The sequence below is a fragment of the Knoellia sp. AC549 genome, assembly GCF_979258975.1.
This window is the reverse complement of sequence record NZ_OZ409890.1, coordinates 2166349-2188564: the sequence shown is the minus strand read 5'-3', so window position 1 is coordinate 2188564 and position 22216 is coordinate 2166349. Positions and strand designations below refer to the sequence as shown.

22 protein-coding genes and 1 pseudogene are annotated in these 22216 nt (G+C 68.9%); 8 read left to right on the top strand and 15 right to left on the bottom strand.

The features are described 5' to 3' along the window. Window positions 1-15: 15 nt before the first annotated feature. The 6 genes from ACZZ98_RS10560 to ACZZ98_RS10535 all read right to left on the bottom strand — a co-directional run bounded on the left by ACZZ98_RS10560 (window position 16) and on the right by ACZZ98_RS10535 (window position 6180). Window positions 16-555 carry a gluconokinase gene (locus ACZZ98_RS10560; protein WP_463516194.1) on the bottom strand — a complete coding sequence of 180 codons (540 nt, stop codon included), beginning with the start codon at window positions 553-555 and terminating at the stop codon, window positions 16-18. Further along, on the bottom strand, window positions 545-1774 hold the full coding sequence (manD, locus tag ACZZ98_RS10555) for a D-mannonate dehydratase ManD (RefSeq protein ID WP_463516193.1): 1230 nt from the start codon (window positions 1772-1774) through the stop codon (window positions 545-547). Before manD ends, ACZZ98_RS10560 begins: the two co-directional genes overlap by 11 nt. Window positions 1775-1854: 80 nt before the next feature. After that, complete coding sequence (gene dgoD / locus ACZZ98_RS10550) at window positions 1855-3006, bottom strand: galactonate dehydratase (RefSeq protein ID WP_463516192.1); 1152 nt, start codon at window positions 3004-3006, stop codon at window positions 1855-1857. 6 nt (window positions 3007-3012) lie between these two features. Next, window positions 3013-3828, bottom strand: a complete 816-nt coding sequence (locus tag ACZZ98_RS10545) for a carbohydrate ABC transporter permease (protein ID WP_463516191.1) — start codon at window positions 3826-3828, stop codon at window positions 3013-3015. After that, the gene (locus tag ACZZ98_RS10540) at window positions 3828-4724 is read right to left on the bottom strand and encodes a carbohydrate ABC transporter permease (RefSeq protein ID WP_463516190.1); all 897 of its coding nucleotides are present in this window, start codon (window positions 4722-4724) and stop codon (window positions 3828-3830) included. Before ACZZ98_RS10540 ends, ACZZ98_RS10545 begins: the two co-directional genes overlap by 1 nt. A gap of 163 nt (window positions 4725-4887) precedes the next feature. Then, on the bottom strand, window positions 4888-6180 hold the full coding sequence (locus ACZZ98_RS10535) for an ABC transporter substrate-binding protein (protein ID WP_463516189.1): 1293 nt from the start codon (window positions 6178-6180) through the stop codon (window positions 4888-4890). 141 nt (window positions 6181-6321) lie between these two features. Here ACZZ98_RS10535 and ACZZ98_RS10530 point away from each other — a divergent pair, with 141 nt between their 5' ends. Continuing rightward, window positions 6322-7065: a FadR/GntR family transcriptional regulator gene (locus tag ACZZ98_RS10530; protein ID WP_463516188.1), complete on the top strand. Its 744-nt coding sequence runs from the start codon at window positions 6322-6324 to the stop codon at window positions 7063-7065. A 109-nt stretch (window positions 7066-7174) separates the two neighbouring features. On the opposite strand, the gene ACZZ98_RS10525 is transcribed toward ACZZ98_RS10530, so the two are convergent. From ACZZ98_RS10525 to dnaK, 8 genes and pseudogenes are all read right to left on the bottom strand, one after another. Further along, entirely contained in the window at window positions 7175-8281 is a 1107-nt protein-coding gene (locus tag ACZZ98_RS10525) for a substrate-binding domain-containing protein (RefSeq protein WP_463516187.1), read from the bottom strand. Window positions 8282-8371: 90 nt separating this feature from the next. Next, the gene (gene mmsB, locus ACZZ98_RS10520) at window positions 8372-9622 is read right to left on the bottom strand and encodes a multiple monosaccharide ABC transporter permease (protein ID WP_463516186.1); all 1251 of its coding nucleotides are present in this window, start codon (window positions 9620-9622) and stop codon (window positions 8372-8374) included. Continuing rightward, window positions 9619-11168, bottom strand: a pseudogene (gene mmsA, locus ACZZ98_RS10515) (multiple monosaccharide ABC transporter ATP-binding protein). Before mmsA ends, mmsB begins: the two are co-directional and overlap by 4 nt. 326 nt (window positions 11169-11494) lie before the next feature. Continuing rightward, window positions 11495-11761: a ribonuclease E inhibitor RraB gene (locus ACZZ98_RS10510; protein ID WP_380086901.1), complete on the bottom strand. Its 267-nt coding sequence runs from the start codon at window positions 11759-11761 to the stop codon at window positions 11495-11497. Between the two features lie 47 nt (window positions 11762-11808). Next, on the bottom strand, window positions 11809-12267 hold the full coding sequence (locus ACZZ98_RS10505) for a heat shock protein transcriptional repressor HspR (RefSeq protein WP_463516185.1): 459 nt from the start codon (window positions 12265-12267) through the stop codon (window positions 11809-11811). A gap of 2 nt (window positions 12268-12269) precedes the next feature. Beyond that, complete coding sequence (locus tag ACZZ98_RS10500; RefSeq protein WP_463516184.1) at window positions 12270-13316, bottom strand: DnaJ C-terminal domain-containing protein; 1047 nt, start codon at window positions 13314-13316, stop codon at window positions 12270-12272. A 37-nt stretch (window positions 13317-13353) separates the two neighbouring features. Further along, window positions 13354-14067 carry a nucleotide exchange factor GrpE gene (grpE, locus tag ACZZ98_RS10495; protein WP_463516183.1) on the bottom strand — a complete coding sequence of 238 codons (714 nt, stop codon included), beginning with the start codon at window positions 14065-14067 and terminating at the stop codon, window positions 13354-13356. Then, the gene (gene dnaK / locus ACZZ98_RS10490; protein WP_463516182.1) at window positions 14064-15974 is read right to left on the bottom strand and encodes a molecular chaperone DnaK; all 1911 of its coding nucleotides are present in this window, start codon (window positions 15972-15974) and stop codon (window positions 14064-14066) included. The genes grpE and dnaK overlap by 4 nt, the downstream gene beginning before the upstream one ends. 300 nt (window positions 15975-16274) lie before the next feature. Here dnaK and ACZZ98_RS10485 point away from each other — a divergent pair, with 300 nt between their 5' ends. From ACZZ98_RS10485 to ACZZ98_RS10460, 6 genes are all read left to right on the top strand, one after another. Then, window positions 16275-16712 carry a cupredoxin domain-containing protein gene (locus ACZZ98_RS10485; RefSeq protein WP_463516181.1) on the top strand — a complete coding sequence of 146 codons (438 nt, stop codon included), beginning with the start codon at window positions 16275-16277 and terminating at the stop codon, window positions 16710-16712. Further along, window positions 16709-17185 (top strand): hypothetical protein, encoded by a 477-nt coding sequence (locus ACZZ98_RS10480; RefSeq protein WP_463516180.1) that lies wholly within the window; start codon window positions 16709-16711, stop codon window positions 17183-17185. The genes ACZZ98_RS10485 and ACZZ98_RS10480 overlap by 4 nt, the downstream gene beginning before the upstream one ends. Before the next feature lie 118 nt (window positions 17186-17303). Next, on the top strand, window positions 17304-18077 hold the full coding sequence (locus tag ACZZ98_RS10475; RefSeq protein WP_463516179.1) for an SDR family NAD(P)-dependent oxidoreductase: 774 nt from the start codon (window positions 17304-17306) through the stop codon (window positions 18075-18077). Between the two features lie 77 nt (window positions 18078-18154). After that, window positions 18155-18775 (top strand): hypothetical protein, encoded by a 621-nt coding sequence (locus tag ACZZ98_RS10470; RefSeq protein WP_463516178.1) that lies wholly within the window; start codon window positions 18155-18157, stop codon window positions 18773-18775. Then, window positions 18775-19371 (top strand): DUF4352 domain-containing protein, encoded by a 597-nt coding sequence (locus ACZZ98_RS10465; RefSeq protein WP_463516177.1) that lies wholly within the window; start codon window positions 18775-18777, stop codon window positions 19369-19371. Before ACZZ98_RS10470 ends, ACZZ98_RS10465 begins: the two co-directional genes overlap by 1 nt. Then, complete coding sequence (locus ACZZ98_RS10460; RefSeq protein ID WP_463516176.1) at window positions 19368-20072, top strand: hypothetical protein; 705 nt, start codon at window positions 19368-19370, stop codon at window positions 20070-20072. The genes ACZZ98_RS10465 and ACZZ98_RS10460 overlap by 4 nt, the downstream gene beginning before the upstream one ends. On the opposite strand, the gene ACZZ98_RS10455 is transcribed toward ACZZ98_RS10460, so the two are convergent. After that, window positions 20056-21345 carry a hypothetical protein gene (locus tag ACZZ98_RS10455; protein WP_463516175.1) on the bottom strand — a complete coding sequence of 430 codons (1290 nt, stop codon included), beginning with the start codon at window positions 21343-21345 and terminating at the stop codon, window positions 20056-20058. The genes ACZZ98_RS10460 and ACZZ98_RS10455 overlap by 17 nt on opposite strands. A gap of 119 nt (window positions 21346-21464) precedes the next feature. Between ACZZ98_RS10455 and ACZZ98_RS10450 the strand changes: the two genes are divergently transcribed. Then, on the top strand, window positions 21465-22169 hold the full coding sequence (locus tag ACZZ98_RS10450; RefSeq protein WP_463516174.1) for a hypothetical protein: 705 nt from the start codon (window positions 21465-21467) through the stop codon (window positions 22167-22169). Window positions 22170-22216 lie beyond the last annotated feature (47 nt).

Genomic DNA, 22216 nt, shown 5'->3' with positions numbered 1-22216 from the left:
CAGGCTCAGCGAGCGTCAGTCGTCGGCGGCCGAGTCGCGACGGGCGATGTCGAGCCACGTGAGTGCACGCTCGATGAGGTCCTCGGGCGGCTTCCCGATGTCGAGCACGAGACCGCTCTCGTCGGCCTCGAGCGCCTCGAGCGTGTCGATCTGCGACTGCAGCAGGCTGGCCGGCATGAAGTGGCCCTCACGCTTCGACATCCGGCCCTTGATGACCTCGACCGGCCCGTCGAGGTGCAGGAAGTCGACCGAGGGGGGCCCGTCCCGGAGCACGTCGCGGTAGGTCCGCTTGAGCGCCGAGCACGTGATGATGGTCGACACCCCGGCGTCCGCCCTGGCATCCATCCACTCGGCCAGGGAGCGCAGCCACGGCCAGCGGTCCTCGTCGGTCAGCGGGATGCCGCGCTCCATCGTGGCGATGTTGGCCGCTGAGTGGAACGCGTCAGCCTCGGCGAACTCGAGCCCGGTCGCGTCGGCCACCCCGCGCGCGATGGTCGTCTTGCCGCTGCCCGACACCCCCATGACGACGACGTGCCGTGTCGGGTCACCAGTCATGGACCGTTCCGTCCTTCAGTCGGTTGAACGGCAGGTAGGCCGCCTGGTACGGGTGGGCGGCCGCCGCATCGAGGTCGATCTCGACCCCGAGGCCGGGCTGCTCCCCTGGGTGAAGGTACCCGTCCTCGAACTTGAACGACTGCTGGAACACCTCATTGGTGAGCGCGCCGTGCTGCATGTACTCCTGGATCCCGAAGTTGTGGATCGCCAGGTCGAGGTGCAGCGCCGCCGCCATGCCGACCGGTGAGATGTCGGTCGGGCCGTGGATGCCGGACTTCACCTGGTACTGCGCGGCGAAGTCGAGGATCTTCTTGAGCGCCGTGATCCCACCGGTGTGCGTGACGGCCGAGCGCACGTAGTCGATGAGCTGCTCCTGGATGAGCGTCTGGTAGTCCCACACGGTGTTGAAGATCTCGCCGATCGCGAGCGGGGTCGTCGTGTGATGGCGCACGAGGCGCAGCGCGTCCTGGTTCTCGGCGGGCGTGCAGTCCTCGAGCCAGAACAGGTCGTAGGGCTCGAGCGACTTGCCCAGCCTCGCGGCCTGGATCGGGGTCATCCGGTGGTGGCCGTCATGGAGCAGCGGCAGCTCCGGACCGAACTCGGAGCGGACGGCCTCGAACACGCTGGGGATGTGCCGGAGGTAGGCCCGGGTGTCCCAGTCCTCCTCGGCCGGCAGCGGGGTGCGCTGGGCCGGCTCGTAGTCGTAGCGCGTCCCGTCGGCACTGGGCTGGGCGGCGACGCCATAGACTGCGTTGATCCCCGGCACCGCCGTCTGCACCCGGATCGACCGGTAGCCGAGGTCGAGGTGCTTCCGGATGGAGTCGAAGAGCTCCTCGGTGTCGCGGCCCGACGCGTGGCCGTAGGCCATGATCCCGGTGCGGGAGGCGCCGCCGAGGAGCTGGTAGAGCGGCATACCCGCCGCCTTGGCCTTGATGTCCCACAGGGCGACGTCAACCGCGGCGATGGCCGCCATGGTCACCGGCCCGCGACGCCAGTAGGCCGACCGGTAGAGGAACTGCCAGGCATCCTCGATCCGGTGCGGGTCACGGCCGATGAGCAGCGGGACGACGTGGTCCTTGAGGTAGGACGCGACGGCGAGCTCGCGCCCGTTGAGCGTGCCGTCGCCCAGACCGGTGATGCCTTCGTCGGTCGTGATCTGCAGCGTCACGAAGTTGCGGTCGGGGCTGGAGACGATGACGTCTGCGGCGACGATCTGCACGAGCTGTCCTCTCGAGTTGCGTTGTGCTCAGGTGAGATTCAGGGGGTATGCCGTGTGCGGCCCAGCCGCTCCGGCCTCGGTCACCACTCCGCGAACGTGCCGTCGGGGTGACGCCACACCGGGCCCCGCCACGCATGCCCGGACTTGTCGGCGGCACGCACGGCGGCCTCGTCGATCTCGATGCCGAGACCGGGTCCGGTGAGGCGGGCGATGTGACCGTCGACGAACTCGAGCGGCGCGACGTCGACGAGGTAGTCGAGGACGTCGGCGCCCAGGTTGTAGTGGATGCCGATGCTCTGCTCCTGGATGAGGTGGTTCGTGGTCGCGAACGCCACCTGGAGCGAGGACGCCAGAGCCAGTGGTCCCAGCGGGCAGTGCGGGGCCAGCGCCGCGTCGAAGGTCTCGGCGAGCGAGGCGATCTTGCGCACCTCGGTGATCCCACCGGCGTGCGAGAGGTCGGGCTGGACGACGGCGACACCGGCCTGCAGCACCGGGAGGAACTCCTGGCGACCGTAGAGCCGCTCACCCGTCGACACCGGCGTCGTCGTCGACCGGACGAACTCCCCGATGAGGTGCGAGTTCTCCGGCGTCACCGGCTCCTCGAGGAACATCGGCCGGTAGGGCTCGAGGAGGGGGGCGACCCGCCGGGCGTTGGCCAGGGTGAAGCGACCGTGGAAGTCGACGGCCACGTCGCCGTGGTCGCCGAGCACCTCCCGCGCCGCCGCCACCCGAGCGACCACGCCGTCGATCTCGGCGACGGTCCCCAAGGACGACATGCGCCCGCTCGCGTTCATCTTGACCGCGGTGAGGCCCGCCTCGACCTGCTCGGCGATGTGGTCGCGCACCTCGTTCGGCTCGTCGCCGCCCACCCAGCCGTAGACGCGGACCCGGTCACGCACGGCCCCGCCGAGCAGCTGGTGCACCGGCACGGCATACCTCTTGCCCTTGATGTCCCAGAGCGCCTGGTCGATGCCGGAGACAGCGCTGCCCAGGATCGGGCCGCCACGGTAGAACGACCCCTTGGTCATCACCGCCCAGTGGTCCTCGATCCGTTCGGGGTCACCACCGAGGACCATCTCGGCGAGCTGGTGCACGGCTGTGCGGACCGTCTCGGAGCGGCCCTCGCAGGTGGCCTCGCCCCAGCCGACGAGCCCGTCGGAGGTCTCGATGCGGACGAAGAGCCACCGCGGGGCGACGAGGAAGGTCTCGACCCGCTCGATCGTCGATGCCATCGCCGATCAGCCCTTGGTCGCACCGGCGGTGAGGCCGGAGACGACGTACTTCTGGGCGAGGAGGGCGATGACCATGATCGGCACCGTGACGACGGTCGCGGCGGCCATGAGACCGCCCCAGTCGATCGCGGCATACCCGACGAAGTCGAAGATCGCGACGGGCAACGTCTTCGTCTTGGCACCGGAGAGCACCAGCGCGAACATGAAGTTGTTCCAGGAGAAGATGAACGCGAGGATCCCCGCGGTCGCGATGCCGGGCGTCGACAGCGGCAGCGTGATCAGCCGGAACGCGCCGATCGGGGTGAGCCCGTCGACCTGCCCCGACTCCTCCAGCTCGAGCGGCATGCCGTCGAAGAACCCCATCATGATGTAGACGACGAGCGGCAGCGACACGAACATGTGGCTGAGGACGAGGACCGTGAAGCCGCCGACGAGCTTGAGGTTCGAGAAGACGTAGAACCAGGGCACGAGCAGCGAGACGCCGGGGATGACCCGCGCCATGAGCACGACGAGCGCCGAGCGCTTCATCGTGAAACGGCTCATCGAGTAGGCCGCCGGGACACCCAGCAGCAGCGACAGCACGGTCGAGGCGAACGCGACCCAGAGGCTGTTGATGATGAAGGTGACGTAGTTGGCCTGGTCGAGGACGGTCGTGTAGTTCTCCATCGTCGGAGAGAAGAGCAGCGCCTTGCTCGTGTCATAGATGTCGACGTTGGTCTTGAGCGACGCCGCGACCATCCAGATGAGGGGCAGGAGCAGCCCGACGACGACGAGGACCAGCGCCCCGACGCGAAAGACCTTGTATGCCGTTCCGCTGCGCATCAGTGGTCCGCCTTCCGACGCGACGTGAGGACCCACATGGAGCCGATGATGAGGAGGAAGAAGATGATGAGCACCGTCGAGCTGGTGCCGTACTCGTTGTAGTCGAAGCTCAGGCCGTAGGCGTAGACGTTGAGCGTCTCGACCTCGTGATAGCTCCCGCCGCCCTTGCCCTTGGTGGCATAGAGGATGTCGAAGGTCTTGAGCGCGTCGATGCCGCGGAGCAGGATCGCGACGATGACGGTCGACTTCAGCAGCGGGAGGGTGATGTAGCGGAAGCGCTGCCAGCCGTTCGCGCCGTCGATGAGGGCGGCCTCCTGCGGCTCGTCCGACAGCGACGTCAGACCCGCGAGGAGGATGAGCACCACCATCGGGGTCCACTGCCAGATGTCGATGAACATCGTCGTCCACAGCGCGGAGGTCTCACCAGCGAGCCAGGGCTGAGCCGGGATCCCGAACCAGCCGAGGACCTGGTTGGCCAGGCCGATGTTGGGGTCGAAGATGAGCCGCCACATCATGCCGACGGCGACGGGTGTGGCGACGAGGGGCATGAGGATCGCGACCCGGACCCACTTCTCTCCTCGGAACGGCCGCCACAGGAGCAGGGCGATGGCCATGCCCAGGACGACCTCGACGAGGAGGACGACACCGGTGAACTGCACCGTGCGCCACACCGCCGGCCAGAAGCGAGCCGTGTCGGTGAGGACGTCGAGGTAGTTCTGGGCCCCGACGAACTCCTTCTCGGCCCGCACCGAGCCCTCGGCGTCGGTGAGGCTGAGATAGAGGGTCCAGGCGACCGGGAAGATGATGAGCACTGCGACGAACGCCATGGCCGGGGAGGCAAAGAGCCACTTGCGGTGGGTGTTCGCCCAGCGCGAGAACCCTGAGGTTCCCGTCACGGGGAGAGCGCGAGCTGACATGAGGAGTTCGCCTTCGATGCGGTGGGGTCGGGTGGATCGTGCCGGGTCCGGTGCCGGGCGCGCGCTGGCGCCCGGCACCGGGACCCGTGACCTCAGGCCCTCAGGACCTCAGGACCTCAGGACCGGAGAGAGGTCGAGGCGGTCACTTTGCCTCGTCGTCGAGCAGGGCCTGGAAGGCCTTGGCGGCCTCGTCCGCAGCAGCGGCCGAGTCCTTGCCGGTGATGGCGTCGACGATCGGCAGGCCGACGAGCTCGCGGGCCTCGGGGACCTTGACGACCTGGGGGCGGTCGAAGCCCACGCCGTTCTTGGCGCCGGCGGCGGCTGCCTCGACGAGGTCCTTGGGGTAGGTCGACGTCGCGTCCGCGTCACTGGCGACCGAGGTGCGGGCACCCGGGACTCCGGCCTTCTGGTTCGCGAGGGTCTGCTCCTTGGTCGTGGCCCACTCGATGAACTTCCACGCGTTGTCCTTGTTCTCGGACGCCTCGTTGATCCCGAGGGCCCACGAGGGGACGTTGTAGGGCTTGGAACCGGCCGGACCCTCGGGGAAGGGCGCGAAGCCGACGGTCTCGGCGACCTTGGACTTGGCCGGGTCGGTGGCGTTCTTGTAGAGCGAGCTCGCCTCGGGGTAGAAGGCCGCCTGACCCTGCGTGAAGATGGCCATGGCCTCGGGCCAGCTCATGTCGGTGCTGACGTTCTTGGGGCCGTGGTCGTGCAGCAGGCCGCCGTAGTAGGCGTAGGCCTGCTTGGCCTCGGCCGAGTTCACCGCTGCCTTGCCGCTGTCATCGACCCATCCGCCACCGAAGCTGTAGAGGAAGCTCGAGAACTGGGTGACGGCGGCGGTCTTGCCGGTGCGGGCGACGAAGCCGGCGACCCCGGGGTTGGCGGCCTGGACCTTGGCGGCCGCCTCCTTGAGCTCGTCGAGGGTCTTGGGCGGGGCCGAGTAGCCGGCCTTCGCGAGGAGGTCCTTGCGGTAGTAGAGGACCTCGGTCTCGGTGATGAGCGGGACCCCGACGACCTTGTCGTCATAGGTGGTGGCCTCGACCGGACCCGGCTGGAAGTCACCCCAGTTCCAGTCGCTGGCACCCTTGACGTCCTCGGAAAGGTCGGAGAGGTAGCCGTTCTTGCCGAAGAGCTTGCCCTCCTGGAGCGGGCGGTACATCATCACGTCGAGGTCGCTCGTGCCGGCGTTGAGCTTGACGTTGTACTGGTCCGAGAGCTGGTCCTCGCCGAGCTGGGTGAGCTCGACCTTGAGGCCCGAGGACTTCTCGAACTCCGGCAGTGCCGCCTTGAGGTTCTCGGTCCACACGTGGTTGGCCAGGGTCACCTGGATCGTCTTGGACCCGGTGCCCTCCTCGTCGCCGCCGCCGCCGCAGGCCGACAGGCTGAGCGCCGCGGCGAGGGCGAGAACGGATCCGGCTGCTGTGCGTCGCAACACGTCGATCTCCTTGGGTGTCGTGGCCGCCCCGTCGTTGGAGCCGTCGCCGCAGCGGACCACTACGTCCGTCTAATTCCGGAATACTAAGGACATAAGTATGACTTAGGCAAGGGTTGACCATGGATGCGTATGATTTGTCGCATGGCCTCCGCCCCCCTTCCCGTCGCCGACGTCACCGGCCTGCACGGGCGGCTCATCGAGAGCCTCGGGCTGGCCATCTGCGGAGGGGCCCTGGCACCCGGCACCGTGCTCTTCATCGACGAGCTCGTCTCAGAGCACGCGGTCTCGCGCTCCGTCGTGCGCGAGGCATTGCGCGTGCTCTCCTCGATGGGCCTGGTCGCCTCGCGGCGCCGCGTCGGCACCCTCGTCCTCGATGCCGGCGCCTGGAACGTCTACGACCCGCTGGTCATCCGCTGGCGACTGGCGACCTCCGGGCGCCTCATCCAGCTCCGGTCGATCACCGAGCTGCGGACGGCGGTCGAGCCCCAGGCAGCCCGGCTCGCGGCCGAGCGCGCGCAGCCCCTCGAGGCGAGTGGGCTGGTCACCCTCGCCGGCCAGCTGTGGGCCGCCGGGCAGGACGGCCGGATGGACGACTTCCTCGAGCTCGACATCGAGTTCCACCGACGAGTGCTGGCCGCCTCCGGCAACGAGATGTTCGAGCACCTCCACCGGCAGGTCGCCGAGGTGCTCACCGGCCGGCACGCCTACGGCCTCATGCCGCACCACCCCCATGTCGACGCGCTGCAGCTGCACACCGACGTCGCCTCGTCGATCCAGCGGGGAGATGGCGACATGGCCCATGCCGCGATGGTCGCCATCATGAACCGCACCATGGGTGAGACCAAACAGCTCTGGGCCGAGCAGAAGCAGGGCCCGACCCCTTGAACGTGAGCGGACGGCATACCGCCGCAGTTCGCCATCACCACAGCGCAATCGGCCCCGTCACCGAGAAGGTGACGGGGCCGACCATGTCGTGGACCGAAGCGGTCTCAGCTCACTGGGTGAGCTTGGACAGCGTCGGGTCGTTGGCGTAGGCCTCCTTGGCGTTGGCCTTGGTGACGATCTGCGGGGCGAGAAGGTTGGCCGGGACGACCTTGACCTTGTTGTTGTAGGACTTCTCGTCGTTGACCGTGGGCTTCTCGCCCTTCTGGAGGGCCTGGACCATCTTGATCGTCTCGGCGACGAGGGCGCGGGTGTCCTTGTTGATCGTGGAGTACTGCTCGCCGGCCATGATCGACTTGATCGACTCGACCTCGGAGTCCTGACCGGTGATGACCGGGACGGGCTTGCCGGCGGCCTTGACGGACGTGATCACCGCGCGGGCGAGGGTGTCGTTCGGGGAGAGGACACCGTCGAGGGCGGCGGACGAGTAGGACGCCGAGAGAAGGGTGTCGGCGCGCTTCTGCGCGTTCTCGGCCTTCCAGCCCTGGGTCACGGCCTGGGTGAAGCTCTTCTGCCCGGACACGACCTTGAGGGTGCCGTCGTCGATCTTCGGCTGGAGCACGCTCATGGCGCCGTCGAAGAAGACCTTGGCGTTGGCGTCGTCGGGCGAGCCGGCGAAGAGCTCGATGTTGTAGGGGCCCGCCGGCTTCTTGGCGGCCATGCCCTCGAGGAGCGCGTTGCCCTGCAGCACACCGACCTTGAAGTTGTCGTAGGCGACGTAGTAGTCGACGGCGTCGGTGTTGAGGAGGAGGCGGTCGTAGGCGATGACGGTGGCGCCGGAGTCCTTGGCGGCCTTGACCTGGGTGCCGAGCTGGGCACCGTCGATCGCGCCGACGACGATGACCTTGGCGCCCTTGGTGACCATCGACTGGATCTGGTTCTGCTGCTCGCCGACACCACCGTTGGCGAACTGCACGTCGGCCTTGAAACCGGCCTTGGCGAGGTCGTCCTTGAAGAGGTTCTCGGCGAGGACCCAGTTCTCGGAGGTCTTCTGCGGGAGCGAGACGCCGATGAGGGCGTCCTTCGGGAAGGCCTCGGCTGCGCCGCTGGCGCCACCGCTGGCCGTGTCGGTCGGGGTGTCCTCGTCGGCCCGGCCACAGCCGGTCAACGCGAGCGCGGCGACGGCCGAGGCAGCCATCAGCTTGGTGAGGGAACGCATGTCGTCTCTTTCTTTCGTATGCCGTGACGCGCCCGGGGCGGAGACGTCACCTGTGCTGCGTATGAAGTTGTGTGGCGCGGCGAGCCCGGGTCAGGACTCCTGCTTCACCGTCTCGGTCGTGTCCTGGGTCGCTCGTCGACCGAAGTTCTGGGTGAGCAGGCCGGTGATGGAGCGCCGACCTTGGGACTTGTTGTAGACGTCGAAGGCGACGGCTGCGAGGAGGACGAGGCCCTTGATGATCTGGGTCATGTCGGCGCCGACGCCCATGAGCTGGAGGCCGTTGTTGAGGACCGCCATGACGAGACCACCGATGACCGCCCCGACGACCGTGCCGACGCCGCCGGTGACGGCGGCGCCACCGATGAAGACGGCGGCGATCGCGTCGAGCTCCCACCCGACTCCGTCGGACGGGCCGGACGACGTCGAGCGGGCAGCGAACATCATCCCTGCGAGCGCGGCGAGGATGGACATGTTCATCATGACGAGGAAGTTGACCCGCTTGGAGCGGACCCCGGACAGCTCGGCCGCGTGGCGGTTGCCACCGACGGCATAGATGTGGCGACCGATGATCGTGCGGGTCGAGATGAACCCGTAGATGAGGACGAGCGCGCCGAGGATGAGGGCCGAGATCGGGAGCGACGTCCCGCGACGACCCGAGGCCATGAGGAAGGCCACCGCGAGGATGGCGACACTGATCAGGGCCAACCTGATCCACATGACCGTGGCGTCACCGAGCTCGGCACCGATCTTCTTCTGGTTGCGGCGGTTGCGCAGCGTGCCGAAGACGATGGCCGCGCAGACGAGGATCCCGATGAGGACGGTGAGGTTGTTGTAGCCGGTGCGGGGTCCCCACTCAGGGAGGTAGCCGGAGCCGATCCGCTGGAAGTCCTCGGGCACCGGGACGGTGTTGGAGTTGCCGACGAACTGGTTGGCTCCGCGGAAGATGAGCATGCCGGCCAGGGTCACGATGAACGCGGGGATGCCGACGACGGCCACCCAGAACCCCTGCCAGGCGCCGACGAGGGCGCCGATGCCGAGCCCGAGGAGGATGCCGACGTACCAGGGGATGCCCCAGTCGCGCATCGCGATGGCGACGACGATGCCGGCGAAGGCGGCGACCGACCCGACGGAGAGGTCGATGTGGCCGGCGATGATGACGAGCACCATCCCGATCGCCATGACGAGGATGTAGCTGTTGCCCTGGAAGATGTTGATGACGTTGCCGGGGTCGAGCGTCAACCCGTCCGTGAGGAACTGGAAGAGCACGATGAGGAAGACGAGGGCGAAGATCATCCCGAACTGGCGGGTGTCGCCCCCGAAGATCTCCTTGAGCTTGTTCATGCAGCGTCCTTCGGGGTGGATTCAGGGGCGGAGCTCGCTGAGCCGGTCTTGGTCATGAGGCGCATGAGGGACTCCTGGTCCGCTGCGGCCTTGTCGAGGACACCGGTGATCCGGCCCTCGCTGATCGTGTAGATGCGGTCGCTGAGGCCGAGCAGCTCGGGCAGCTCGGAGCTGACGACGATGACACCCTTGCCCTCGCTCGCCAGGCGCTGGATGATCCCGTAGATCTCGAACTTCGCGCCGACGTCGATGCCGCGCGTGGGCTCGTCGAGGATGAGCAGGTCGGGGTCGGTGAACAGCCACTTGGCCAGGACGACCTTCTGCTGGTTGCCGCCCGAGAAGCTTGGCCACGCCGTAGTCGACCGACGGGGTCTTGGTGCGCAGCGCCTTGCGGTACTCGTCGGCCGCCTTGTGCTCGGCCCTGCGGTCGATGACGAGGTTGTGCGCGATCTTCTGGAAGCTTGGCCGACACGGTCGTCGACTTGATGTCGTCGAGCAGGTTGAGGCCCAGGCTCTTGCGGTCCTCGGTGAGGTAGCCGATCCCGGCGTCGATCGCGGCCGGCACGTTGCGCAGGTCGACCCGCTTGCCGTTGAGCGTCATCTCGCCGCTCATCCACGTGCCGTAGGAGTGGCCGAAGATCGAGCGCATGAGCTCGGTGCGACCCGAGCCCATGAGCCCGGCGAAGCCGACGATCTCACCCCGGCGGACGTAGAACTCGGACTGCTTGGCGACGAGCCGGTCGGGGACCTGCGGGTGGGCCACGGTCCAGTTCCTGACCTCGAACATCACCTCGCCGATGTCGGGCGTGTGGTCGGGGAAGCGGGACTCGAGTGAACGACCGACCATGCCGCGGATGATGCGGTCCTCGTCGACGGCGCCCTCGCGCACGTCGAGGGTCTCGACGGTCTGACCGTCGCGGATGATCGTGATCGCGTCCGCGATCGCCTCGATCTCGTTGAGCTTGTGGCTGATCATGATGGAGGTGATGCCCCTGCCCTGCAGGCCTCTGATGAGGTCGAGCAGGTGACGTGAGTCCTCCTCGTTGAGCGCCGCTGTCGGCTCGTCGAGGATGAGCAGCTGGACGTCCTTGGCCAGGGCCTTGGCGATCTCGACGAGCTGCTGCTTGCCCACGCCGATGTTCTTGATCGGCGTCTCGGGGTCCTCCTCGAGGCCGACCCGCGCCAGCAGGTCGCGGGCGCGGTTGTTGGTCTTGACCCAGTCGATGGCCCCGCGCCTGGTCTCCTCGTTGCCGAGGAAGATGTTCTCGGCGATGGAGAGCTCGGGGATGAGCGCCAGCTCCTGGTGGATGATCACGATGCCGGCGTGCTCGGAGTCGCGGATGTTGTTGAACGTGACGACGTCGCCGTTGAAGCGGATCGTCCCGTCATAGGTGCCGTGGGGGTGGACGCCGGACAGCACCTTCATCAGGGTCGACTTGCCCGCACCGTTCTCACCGCAGATGGCGTGGACGTCACCGCGGCGCACCGTGAGGGTGACGTCGGAGAGGGCCTTGACACCGGGGAAGGTCTTGGTGATGCCCGTCATCTCCAGGATGGGCGCCGATCCAGCCACATCGTCTCCTCGTCACGTCGCACCCGAGGACCTCGCTGGCCTCGGTGAGCCGATGCTAGACCCGCGACCTGTTGATTCCTCAACGTTGGCGGGAGGACGCCCGCCTTTGTCCGGTGGACAAGGACAATCGGACAAATCGGGGCCCGTTGCCGCCTGACAGCAACGTCTGCCTCATGACAGGGGACGGGGGTGGGTTGACAGGCTGCCTCCGTCCGGAGGCATCGGAGGCGAGTGCGCGGTCGGGCCACTGGGTCCCCCACAGGCGCAGGGGTCACTTCGGCGACCCGCTCGGCGGCGTCTCAGGCGTCGGGCTCGGGGTCGTACCAGCCGTGGTGCTCCTCCGCGAGCGCGGTGAAGCGGTCGCGCAGGCCGCTCTCCACCGGACCCGCCTGGTCCTCGACCATGTCCTCACGGACGTGGACACCCCAGTCGTGGTCCTCGGAGTCGTCCTCCCCCGCGTGGGCGACCCGCAGGACGCGGACCTCGGAGAAGCCCTCGTCGGCGAGCTCGCTCGCGATCTGTTCGGCGGTGTCGCGTTCGGGGAAGAGGAGGAGATGCTCGGTCACGGCGTCAGTATGCAGCTCAGCGGCTCCCGGGCGCTGCAGCCGGCCGATCAGGGGCGCCAGAGGACGAGTGCCTGCGACGCCGACCCGCCACCGGGCCTGCGCCGCGGTCGCTCGCCGAGTCGGCTGGCGAAGATCTCGCCGCCAGGGCCGACGGAGAACACCCGTGAGCTGCCCGCCGCGGCGAGACGGAGCCGCTCGGCCTCGGCGCTGGCCTCGGCGAGGCGCGCGCGCAGCTCGTCGACCTGGTTCTCGAGCTCGAGGATGCGCGCCACCCCGGCGAGGCTGACGCCCTCCTCCTGCGAGAGGCGCTGTACCTCGCGCAAGAGCTCGACGTCGCGCGCGGAGTATCGACGCCCGCCGCCTCGGGTGCGTGACGGGGTGACCAGCCCGAGCCGGTCGTACTGACGCAGGGTCTGGGCGTGCATGCCCGCGAGCTCGGCCGCGACCGAGATGACGAAGACCGGAGCCTCGTCATCTCGCCGCGGCCTGGGCTGGCGGGCAGCCACGGTCAGACCTTCGCCCGGTCAGCGAGCTCGGCTCGCGGGTCGAGACCCTCGCTCTCGGCCTGCAGGACCTCGACGGCCTCACGAGCCTTGTCGGACAGGGCATCCGGGACGATGACCTGCACCTTGACAAGCAGGTCGCCGGTGGCGTTCTTGCCGGCGACACCGCGTCCCTTGACGCGCAGGACCCGACCCGACGGAGTGCCGGGCGCGATGCGCACCTTGACCTGGCTGCCGTCGAGGGTCGGAACCGCCACGGTGGCGCCGAGCGCGGCCTCGGCGAAGGTCACCGGGAGGTCGATCGTCAGGTGGTCACCCTCACGCCCGAAGACCGGGTGCTTCTCGACCGAGACGGCCAGCAGCAGGTCGCCCGCGGCCGCACCGGGCTCGCCCGGCTGCCCCTTGCCCCGGAGGCGGATCTTCTGTCCGTCCTTGACGCCGGCCGGGATGCGCGCGGTGATCGTGCGCCCCTCAGCCGTCCGCAGCGTCACCGTCGAGCCCTCGACGGCGTCACGGAACGGCAGGGTCGTGGAGGCCTGGACGTCGGCGCCCTTGCGCGGTCCGCGGGGGGCGCCGTACCCGGCATACCCCGCCTGTCCACCGCGTCCGGGGGCACCGCCGGCGGCCCCACCGAACATCTGGGCCAAGAGGTCGTTGATGTCCTCGCCACCGCCTCCCCCGGGGTAGCCGCCGTAGGACGACCCACCACCGGTGTCGAAGCGGACGCGGGACCCGCCGCCGCCACCGAACGCGCTGAAGACGTCGTCGAAGCCGCCGTTGCCGCCCGCGCCGCCTGCGGTGAAGCGAGCGCCGCCCTGCGCCATCTGACGCACCGCGTCGTACTCCTCGCGCTGCTTGGGGTCGGACAGCACCGCGTTGGCCTCGCCGATGTCCTTGAACTTCCGCTCGGCCGCCGTGTCACCGGGGTTCTTGTCCGGGTGGTGCGTGCGAGCAAGCTTGCGGTAGGCCTTCTTGATCGCACCTGCATCGGCGTCCTTGGGGACGCCGAGGATCGCGTAGAAGTCCTTCTCGAACCAGTCCTGACTCGCCATCAGCGCCTCCTCTCGAGAAACGACGAATCACGCTGCATCATTCAGGGTCGGCGACGGCGACCCGCGCGGGGCGCAGGACCTGGTCACCGGTGCGATATCCGGGCTGGAGGACCTGGACCACCGTCGTGCTCGTCGCGTCGCTCGGCAGCTCGGAGTTCGTGCTGTCCCACGCAGCGTGCATGAGGGCCTCGTGCTGCGTCGGGTCGAACGCCTCGCCGACGCTGCCGAAGCGGGTCAGGCCGAACTTGCCGAGGCTGGCCTCGAGCTTGTCGGCGATCGCCGCGAACGGACCGTCGGTGAGGTCGCCGTGGTCACGGGCCAGCTGGATGTCGTCGAGCACCGGCAGGACCGTCTCGAGGACGTCTCGCACCGCCCGCTCCTGGACGGCTGCCCGGTCGCGGTCGACGCGACGCTTGTAGTTGACGTACTCCGCGTTGAGGCGTTGGAGGTCGTCGAGCCGCTGAGCCGCGAGCGCCGTGTCCGGGTGCCCACCCCCGGCGTCACCGGTGTCGATGGCGTCGCCGGTGTCGATGGCGTCGATCTGGTCCGCCAGCGAGGCGGTGGCGCCGGGTGCTGCCGGAGCCACCTCCTCGCCGTCGTTCACGGACTCGGTGTTGATCGCGTCGGCGTCCGACGTGTCGGACGTCTGCTCGGCGGCATCGTCTCCGTCCACGATCTCGGCATCCACGATCTCGCCGTCGAAGACCTCGTCCTCACCCGGCATACGGTCTCCCCGACTGGAGTCCGTCACTTCTTCTCCTCGGTGTTCTCGGTGTCGTCGTCCTCGACGACCTCGGCGTCGACGACGTCGTCGTCCGAGCCGGCGTCACTGGCCGAAGCACCCTCGGTCCCGTCGCCGGCGGGCGCGTCACCGGACTCGCCCTGCTCGGCCGCCGCGGCGTACATCGCGGCGCCCATCTTCTGGGACTCCTCGTTGAGGGTGTCGATCTTGGACTGGATGTCCTCGCGCGACGTCTGCGCCTCGGGCTTGAGGGCGTCCTTGAGGGCGACGAGCGCCTCGTCGACGGGCTTGCGCGCGTCGTCGCTGAGCTTGTCACCGGACTCGGCGAGGAACTTCTCGGTCGAGAAGACGAGCGACTCGGCCTGGTTGCGGGTCTCGGTCTCCTCGCGGCGGGCCTTGTCCTCCTCGGCGTGGGCCTCGGCGTCCTTGACCATGCGCTCGATCTCCTCCTTGGACAGCGCGCTGCCGCCCGAGATGGTGATCTTCTGCTCCTTGCCGGTGCCGCGGTCCTTGGCCGTCACGTGGACGATGCCGTTGGCGTCGATGTCGAAGGTGACCTCGACCTGCGGCACGCCACGCGGGGCGGGCGCGATGCCGGAGAGCTCGAAGGTGCCCAGCGCCTTGTTCTGCTGCGCGATCTCGCGCTCACCCTGGAAGACCTGGATGAGGACGCTCGGCTGGTTGTCCTCGGCCGTCGAGAACACCTCGGAGCGCTTCGTCGGGATGGCCGTGTTGCGCTCGATGAGCTTGGTGAAGAGCCCACCCTTGGTCTCGATGCCGAGCGAGAGCGGCGTGACGTCGATGAGCAGGACGTCCTTGCGCTCGCCCTTGAGGACACCGGCCTGGAGGGCGGCGCCGAGCGCCACGACCTCGTCGGGGTTGACGCCCTTGTTGGGCTCCTTGCCACCGGTCAGCTCCTTGACGAGCGAGCTCACGGAGGGCATGCGGGTCGAGCCACCGACGAGGACCACGTGGTCGATGTCGGCGACGTTGATGCCGGCGTCCTTGATGACGTTCTGGAACGGCTGCTTGGTGCGGTCGAGCAGGTCCTTGGTCATCTGCTCGAACTGCGCGCGGGTCAGCGTCTCGTCGAGGTGGATCGGGCCGTTCTCGCTCATCGAGAGGTACTGCATCGAGATGTTGGTCGAGCTGGCCGAGGAGAGCTCCTTCTTGGCCTGCTCGGCGGCGTCGCGCAGCCGCTGCATCGCGATCTTGTCCTTGGCGAGGTCGACGCCGGTGTTGTTCTTGACCGTCGTGAGGAGGTGCTGGACGACGCGGTCGTCCCAGTCGTCACCACCGAGCTGGTTGTCACCGGAGGTGGCGCGGACCTGGATGGTGGCGAAGCCGTCCTCCGGGTCCTTGCCGACCTCGAGGAGGGACACGTCGAAGGTGCCACCACCGAGGTCGAAGACGAGGATGAGCTCGTCCTCCTTGCCCTTGTCGAGGCCGTAGGCGAGGGCCGCGGCAGTGGGCTCGTTGACGATGCGCAGGACGTTGAGGCCCGCGATCTCACCGGCCTCCTTGGTGGCCTGGCGCTCGGCGTCGTCGAAGTAGGCGGGGACCGTGATGACGGCGTCGGTGACCGGCTCACCGAGGTAGGACTCGGCGTCGCGCTTGAGCTTCTGGAGCGTGCGGGCGCTGATCTCCTGCGAGTTGTACTTCTTGCCGTCGATGTCCTCGCTCGTCCAGTCGGTGCCGATGTGGCGCTTGACGGAGCGCAGGGTGCGGTCGGCGTTGGTCACGGCCTGACGCTTCGCGATCTCGCCGACGAGGACCTCACCGCCCTTGGTGAAGGCGACGACCGAGGGGGTGGTGCGGCCGCCCTCGGAGTTCGCGATGATCGTGGGCTCGCCACCCTCGAGGACGGCGACGGCTGAGTTCGTGGTTCCGAGGTCGATACCGACTGCGCGGGCCATGTGGATCTCCTTGCGTGTTGAGCGGGGTTGAGTTGCTTGCACTCAAGTTAGGACGGCGTATGCCGCAGAGCAAATTCGTGCGTCCAAACTTGCGTTCACTCGACTCAACTCTTGGTTGGATGCCCTTGTTCCCAGCGACCACGACGCAGCATCCGACCCATGCCGCGAAGCCCTGACCGGCGAGCCGATCCTGAACCCAACCAAAGGCGCCGGTCGCTGCGTTGCAATCCGGATTCATCCCTGCGCCGAACCCCTATCGATGCGGCCGAGGTCTCGGCCACTGGAATCGGAGGCACCACCATGACCCGCAAGATCATGCTCCTCGCGCTCGTCCCCGTGCTGGCCCTGGGGCTGTCGGCATGCGGCTCCTCGAACACGGACGCTGGGGGAGCGTCCCCGACGTCGTCCACGTCCTCGACGCCCTCTCCGTCGACGTCGGACACCGCCCAGCCTGCGTCCCCGTCCCCGTCCGCGTCAGCCACCGCTGAGGCTGAAGCGGCGGTCATCTCGATCAACGGGTTCAAGTACACGGTGCCTGCCTCGGTGGCGCCCGGCGCCAAGATCAGCATCACGAACGCCGACCCGTCGGCCCACACGGTCACGGCCAACGACGGCGCGTTCGACGTCGAGGTCGGCCCCGACGGGACGGCAACGTTGACCGCGCCGAGCAAGCCCGGGAGCTATCCGTTCATCTGCTCGTTCCACCCGAACATGACCGGCACACTGGTCGTGAAGTGAGCACCGCGCCGACGGCCGCACCCCCGCGAATCGCAGCGCACCTGGTGCCGTTGATCCTTCGGGTCATCATTGCGGTGTCACTGCTGGTTGACGCTGTCGTCCACCTACGGCTCGCACCGGGCTACCAGCAGGCCGCTCCGAGCGGCATCGGCGCCGGAAACCTCTTTCGCATCCAAGCCGTCGTGGCGTTGGTCGTTGCCGTGTGGGTGCTCTGGCGCGGTAGCCGCCCGGCAATGATCTCCGCCTTGGCTGTCGGGCTCAGTGCTGTCGTCGCCGTCGTCCTCTACCGCTATGTCAACATCCCCGCTGTGGGGCCCTTGCCGGCGATGTACGAGCCTGTGTGGTTCCTCGAGAAGTCGTTGAGCGCCTTCTTCGAGGGACTGGCCGCCGTCGCGGCAATGATCGCCCTGGGGCTGGAGCGCCGCCCACGCGCCAGCGACGAGAGGCGTGGCGCGCAGCGAGCGCACGGTTGACCCACCGCTGTGCGACCGGCTCGCACCGGTGACACGACGCGCAGGCACCTCCACAGCGGCGGGCGGTGTTCCCCCACCTCTCGCCACGCGTGGGTAACCGGGCTGACAGGGTGGTCCCATGCCTCACGACCCCGGCCCCCGCTTTCCCGGCTCGCTCGTCCTCGTCACCGGGGCTGCCCACGGGATCGGGCGCGCCTGCGTCGAGTGGTTCGCCGCCGAAGGGGCGCGTGTCGTCGTCGCCGACCTCGACATCGAGACAGCCCACGAGGTCGTCGCAGCGCTCGGCGGCTCCGGTGACGAGCACCTCGCCGTCGAGGTGGACGTCACCGACGACGGCTCGGTCCGATCCTGCGTCGAGGCCGCATCCGAGCATCTCGGCGGCCTCGACGTCCTCGTCAACGTGGCCGGCGGTGGGATCCCGCACCGGGACTTCGAGAGCACCGGCGACGACATGTGGTCCCAGGCGATGGAGCTCAACCTCATGAGCACCGTCCGGTCCATCCGGGCGTCCCTGCCCCACCTGCGGCGCAGCACGCGACACCCCGCGATCGTGTCGGTGAGCTCGGTCAACGCCTTGGCCGCACTCGGAGGCGAGCCGTACTCCGCGGCCAAGCTCGGGCTCGTCTCGCTCACCCGTGGCCTGGCCGTCGAGCTCGGGCCGGCCGGCATACGGGTCAACGCGGTCGCTCCGGGCACCATCCGCAGTCGCGTGTGGGACAACCAGGAGGGCGGCGCCGACCGCATGCTGCCGCTCTACCCGCTGGGCCGGGTGGGCGAGCCCGAGGACATCGCCGGCGCGGTCACCTTCCTCGCCTCCCGGGACGCGAGCTGGATCACCGGCCACACCCTCCCGGTGGACGGCGGACTGCTCACCGGGCACCGCCAGGTCTGATCCGGGGACCGACGTCGGCAGGCCGGACGACGGCATACCCGTGTGCAGTCGGGCCTCGTGTCCCTAGAATCCGTGCCATGGGGGAGCACACCGAGGCGAGTCGCGGGGTCCTGGGCCGCGCCCGCGGCTTCGTCGCGGGCCGACCGGCGACCCAGAAGGTCGGGGGCGGCGTCGCTGCGGCCCTGCTCGCGAGCGCGCCGTTCGGTGGGCTGGCCAGCACCCCCGAGCCCGGACCCGAGCCCCTGCGACTCGACCAGCCGATCATGGTCGGGCCCTACCGGGTCGTCATCAACCAGGTGGTCGAGATCCCCGACCTCGCACCGGCGGTCAAGCCCAAGCCGCCCGAGCGGCTCCTCCTGCTCGACGCCGAGGTCACCCTCACGGGCGACCGACCGGAGTATGCCGGGACCCTCACCCAGAGCCTGCATGTCGCCGGTGGTGGTGTGCAGGTGTCCCCCCGACCGACCGTGTACTTCGTCGAGGACTCCACGAGCCCCAGTCACCTCAACCCCGGGATCACCTACCGCCTGGCGATCACCTGGGTCACCAAGGGGACGTGGCAGGGCGACACCGCCACGGTGAGCGCGGACCTGGTGGAGTACCGCGAGGAGGACAGGCTGACCCTCAACCCCGACGCCTGGGTCACTCGCGACACGGTCCAGCACCGCGCGGACCTCCCGGTGGTGAGGAGGCCGTGATGCGCAGCGTCGCCACGGCCGCGTTCGTCATCGCCGCCATGGCCCTGGGTCGCCTCATCACCGACCACGTGCCGCTCGACCAGGCCGCTGACGAGCCCTTCGTGCGCGTCGGCGCCGTCGACCGCACCGTGAGGCTGGACTACGCCGAGCTCACCGTGACCGGAGTGCACGTGACCCCGACCATCATGGGCAACCCCGCCTCCGCAGCCGGCGGGCGCTTCCTCGTCGTCGACACCGAGCTCCTTGCCGAGCGCGAGCCGACCACGATGGCCGGCTTCTTCCTCGTCGACGGGCAGGACCGCCGCTACGTGGCGTCCAACCGGGGCAGCGAGTGCGAGACCGGCGTCAACCTCTCGACCGGTGTCCGTACCTACGCGAGCATCTGCTTCGACGTGCCCAAGCGCGCCCTCGCAGGTGCTCGTCTCATGGCCACCCGCGGCGCCTGGTCCGTCCACGAGTCCGACTACCGCCGTGACGACCTCGCTGAGGTCGACCTCGGGATCGATGCCTCGAAGGTCGAGGGCCTCTGGGCCCAGACGGCCGCCGTCAACGTCAAGGAGAGCGGCGCCATCCCACCCGACGAGGCTCGCCGATGACGACGAGCGCCGACCCCGACCTCGTGGACGAGGCGGCGGCACCACCGACCACCCCGCTGCCGGCACCTCGTCCTGGACCGCGTCGACCAAGCCGCTGGTGGATCGCCGCGGTGCCGTTCGCGGTGGCCGCGATGCTGGCGACGAACGGCTACCGCGTCTCGGACTTCTGGTACTACAGCGGCCTGAACCATGAGATCGCCAGCGGCGAGGCCGAGAAGTGGGTCTCCGTGTCGGACGAGATCTCGGACGCCCACGGGGACACCACCCGGCGCTACTCGGTGAGGTTTGCGGGGCTGGGAGGTGCGGACGCGGCATACAAGGACAGGTATGGCGACCCCGTGCCCCTCCCCGACGGCATGGTCGCCCGCACCGTGAACCTCGACTTCAGGGCCGCGCCGGACCAGCCGCTCAAGAGCTGTGTGCTCACCCTCATCGACGACCAAGGCCGTGAGTACCGCGTCGGGCACACCCTCGACGAGATCGGACCCAGGGTCTCGACCTGTGTGCCCGAGGACACCCCCGGGCCGAGCCTGCCCGTGCTCCAGAGCGATCGTCGCGGGTCCATCCCCCAGGACGAGCAGCCGCGTCCGGAGCAGTGGTCGGCCTCACCGGCCATCGCTGTGCCGCAGGACGCACGCTTCGTCGAGCTGCGGATCTCGTTCGAGAACCCCGACTACGTCGCGCTCACGCTTCCGCGCTGACCTCGCGCGGGGAGGTGGGCTCGGGGTCGCCAGTGGCAGTGGGCGCGAGCTTCGGGCCGAGCAACCAGTCGATGGCGGCTGCGAGCAGGGCCGCCGCGAGCACCATCGTGATCGCGAGCCCGACGGCCTGCTCCATCGGCGAGAACGCCAGCCAGTGGGGGGTCTTCATGGGGCCGATGGCGAGCCTCAGGAGCTGCCCGACGAGCCACGGGATCCGGATGACGATGAGGAACGCGAGGCAGAAGGTCAGCATCGGGAGCAGTCCCGCCGTGGCCATCATCCGCAGGCCGTTCCAGAACGCCGACCATCGCTCGCGCACGTCGCCGAGGAGCCCGCCACCGTAGCGGCGCACCGGGGCGGGGATCCGCTCCCATCGGGCTCGGGACCTGGGGGCGGGGTCCTCGGGAGGAGTGAGCTTGTGGCCGAGGACGACAGCGCCGACGGTGAGCCACGCCAGGGGCACGACGACGACCGCGTCGATCGCTCCGAGAAGCCCGAAGAGCCAGGCGGTGGCCGTGTCGACCGGGTTCGCCATCGGCCCCAGAGTCTGGATCACCCTGTCGTAGCGGTCGAGGACGACCTCTGACGCTCGACGGCTCTGCACCCACGCGACGCCCGCCTCCCGGATGTCGCTGACCTTCTGCGCCACCTGCGAGGTGTAGTAGACCTCGACGAGCGCGCCGAGGAAGGCCAGCCACAGGAACCGGGTCACGCTCTCGATCTTGCCGAGGGCGAAGCGCAGCACCCAGGCGATCGCGACGATCGCGAGGACGACCTGCCAGTCATAGATCGCGAGACGACCGACGAAGTCGATGTCCGGTGGGCCCTCGAGGCTGAACTGGTTGAACTCGTCGTAGGCCGCCTGGTTGGTGAACCGGTAGAGGTCCTCCTTGAGCAGCCCGTAGGACACGTAGACCGCGAGGAAGGGCACGAGCACACTGACCGCGACGTCGACGAGCCGCAGCTCGCGCTTCTCGGTGGTCGCCTGACGAGCCTCCCGTTGCGACAGCTCGGCCACGTTGGGCAGGGCGCCTCGGGTGAGGTAAAGCATGGCGATCATCGCGAGCAGGAAGCCGAGCGGTGCGATGACGAGGATGAGCTGGGCGAGGAACGCGTTGTGGTCGCTGACCTCGACGGCGACCCACAGCGCCCCACTGCGGACCGCGAGCCCCAGACAGGCGATGACGACGAACGGCGCCCAGTAGCGCCGCAGGATCCGCGCCGCGGACACGAGCACGGCCGGGATGTCCCTGACCCGCATCTCGTCGTTCATCGCGCACCCCCGGACCGTCGTCCTGTGACCGGACTCCCAACCTGACGACCGGAGCATATCGACTCGGGGCTGCCGCTGGAGCCCGAGCGGGCAGGTGCGGGGTCGGATAGGTTCGCGACGTGACCACCGCGGAGCCGAGCCGGGCGACAGGGGTCGCTCGCGCCCTGGCGCTCAGCTGGTTCGCCGTGGCCCTCGCCAGCCTGTCCCACCTCGCCGCCGGTGGAGCCGCTCCCGGCGTCACGACCAGTCTCGGGGTCGGAGCCCTTCTCACGCTCGCCGGTATGCCGTTGTGCCGCAACGCTTTCCAGCTTGCGCAGCATGGTCCCCTGCTCCTCCTGCAGCAGCTGCTCACCCACGTGGCACTCAGCCTCACTTCTGCGGGTCATGGCGCCCCGGTGCGTCCGACCGCGCAGCTGGCCGCCGTCCTCGACAGCGGGCATGCGCTGCACTCGTCGGGCACGCACCTGCAGCAGGCGGTCTCGACAGCGCACCCGATGGTCTCGAGCCACACGCTGGTGCCGTCACCACTCATGGTGCTGGCGCACGTCGGCGCGGCGCTCGTGGTTGCCACTGTCCTGGCGCGGGCCGAGTCCGGCTCGCTGGCGGTCCGCGCCCTGGTCCGAGGTCGCGCCCGAGCCGCCCGGCACCTGGTCAGGCTCGTGGCGCGACCGGCCACGGCTCCCGTGCTGACGGGACTCTCGGCCCTCCTGCACCGACTTGCCTCGCGCGCTGACGCCTCAACGGCAGCCTTACCCCTTCTGGATGACCTCTGGCGCTCCCCCGCGCCGTGCCGTCGCGGACCGCCGCGGCCTTGCGCTGCCTGAGCGCTCCCCCACCGTCCTTGCTCCCCGGCGACTCCTCGCCGGGTCGA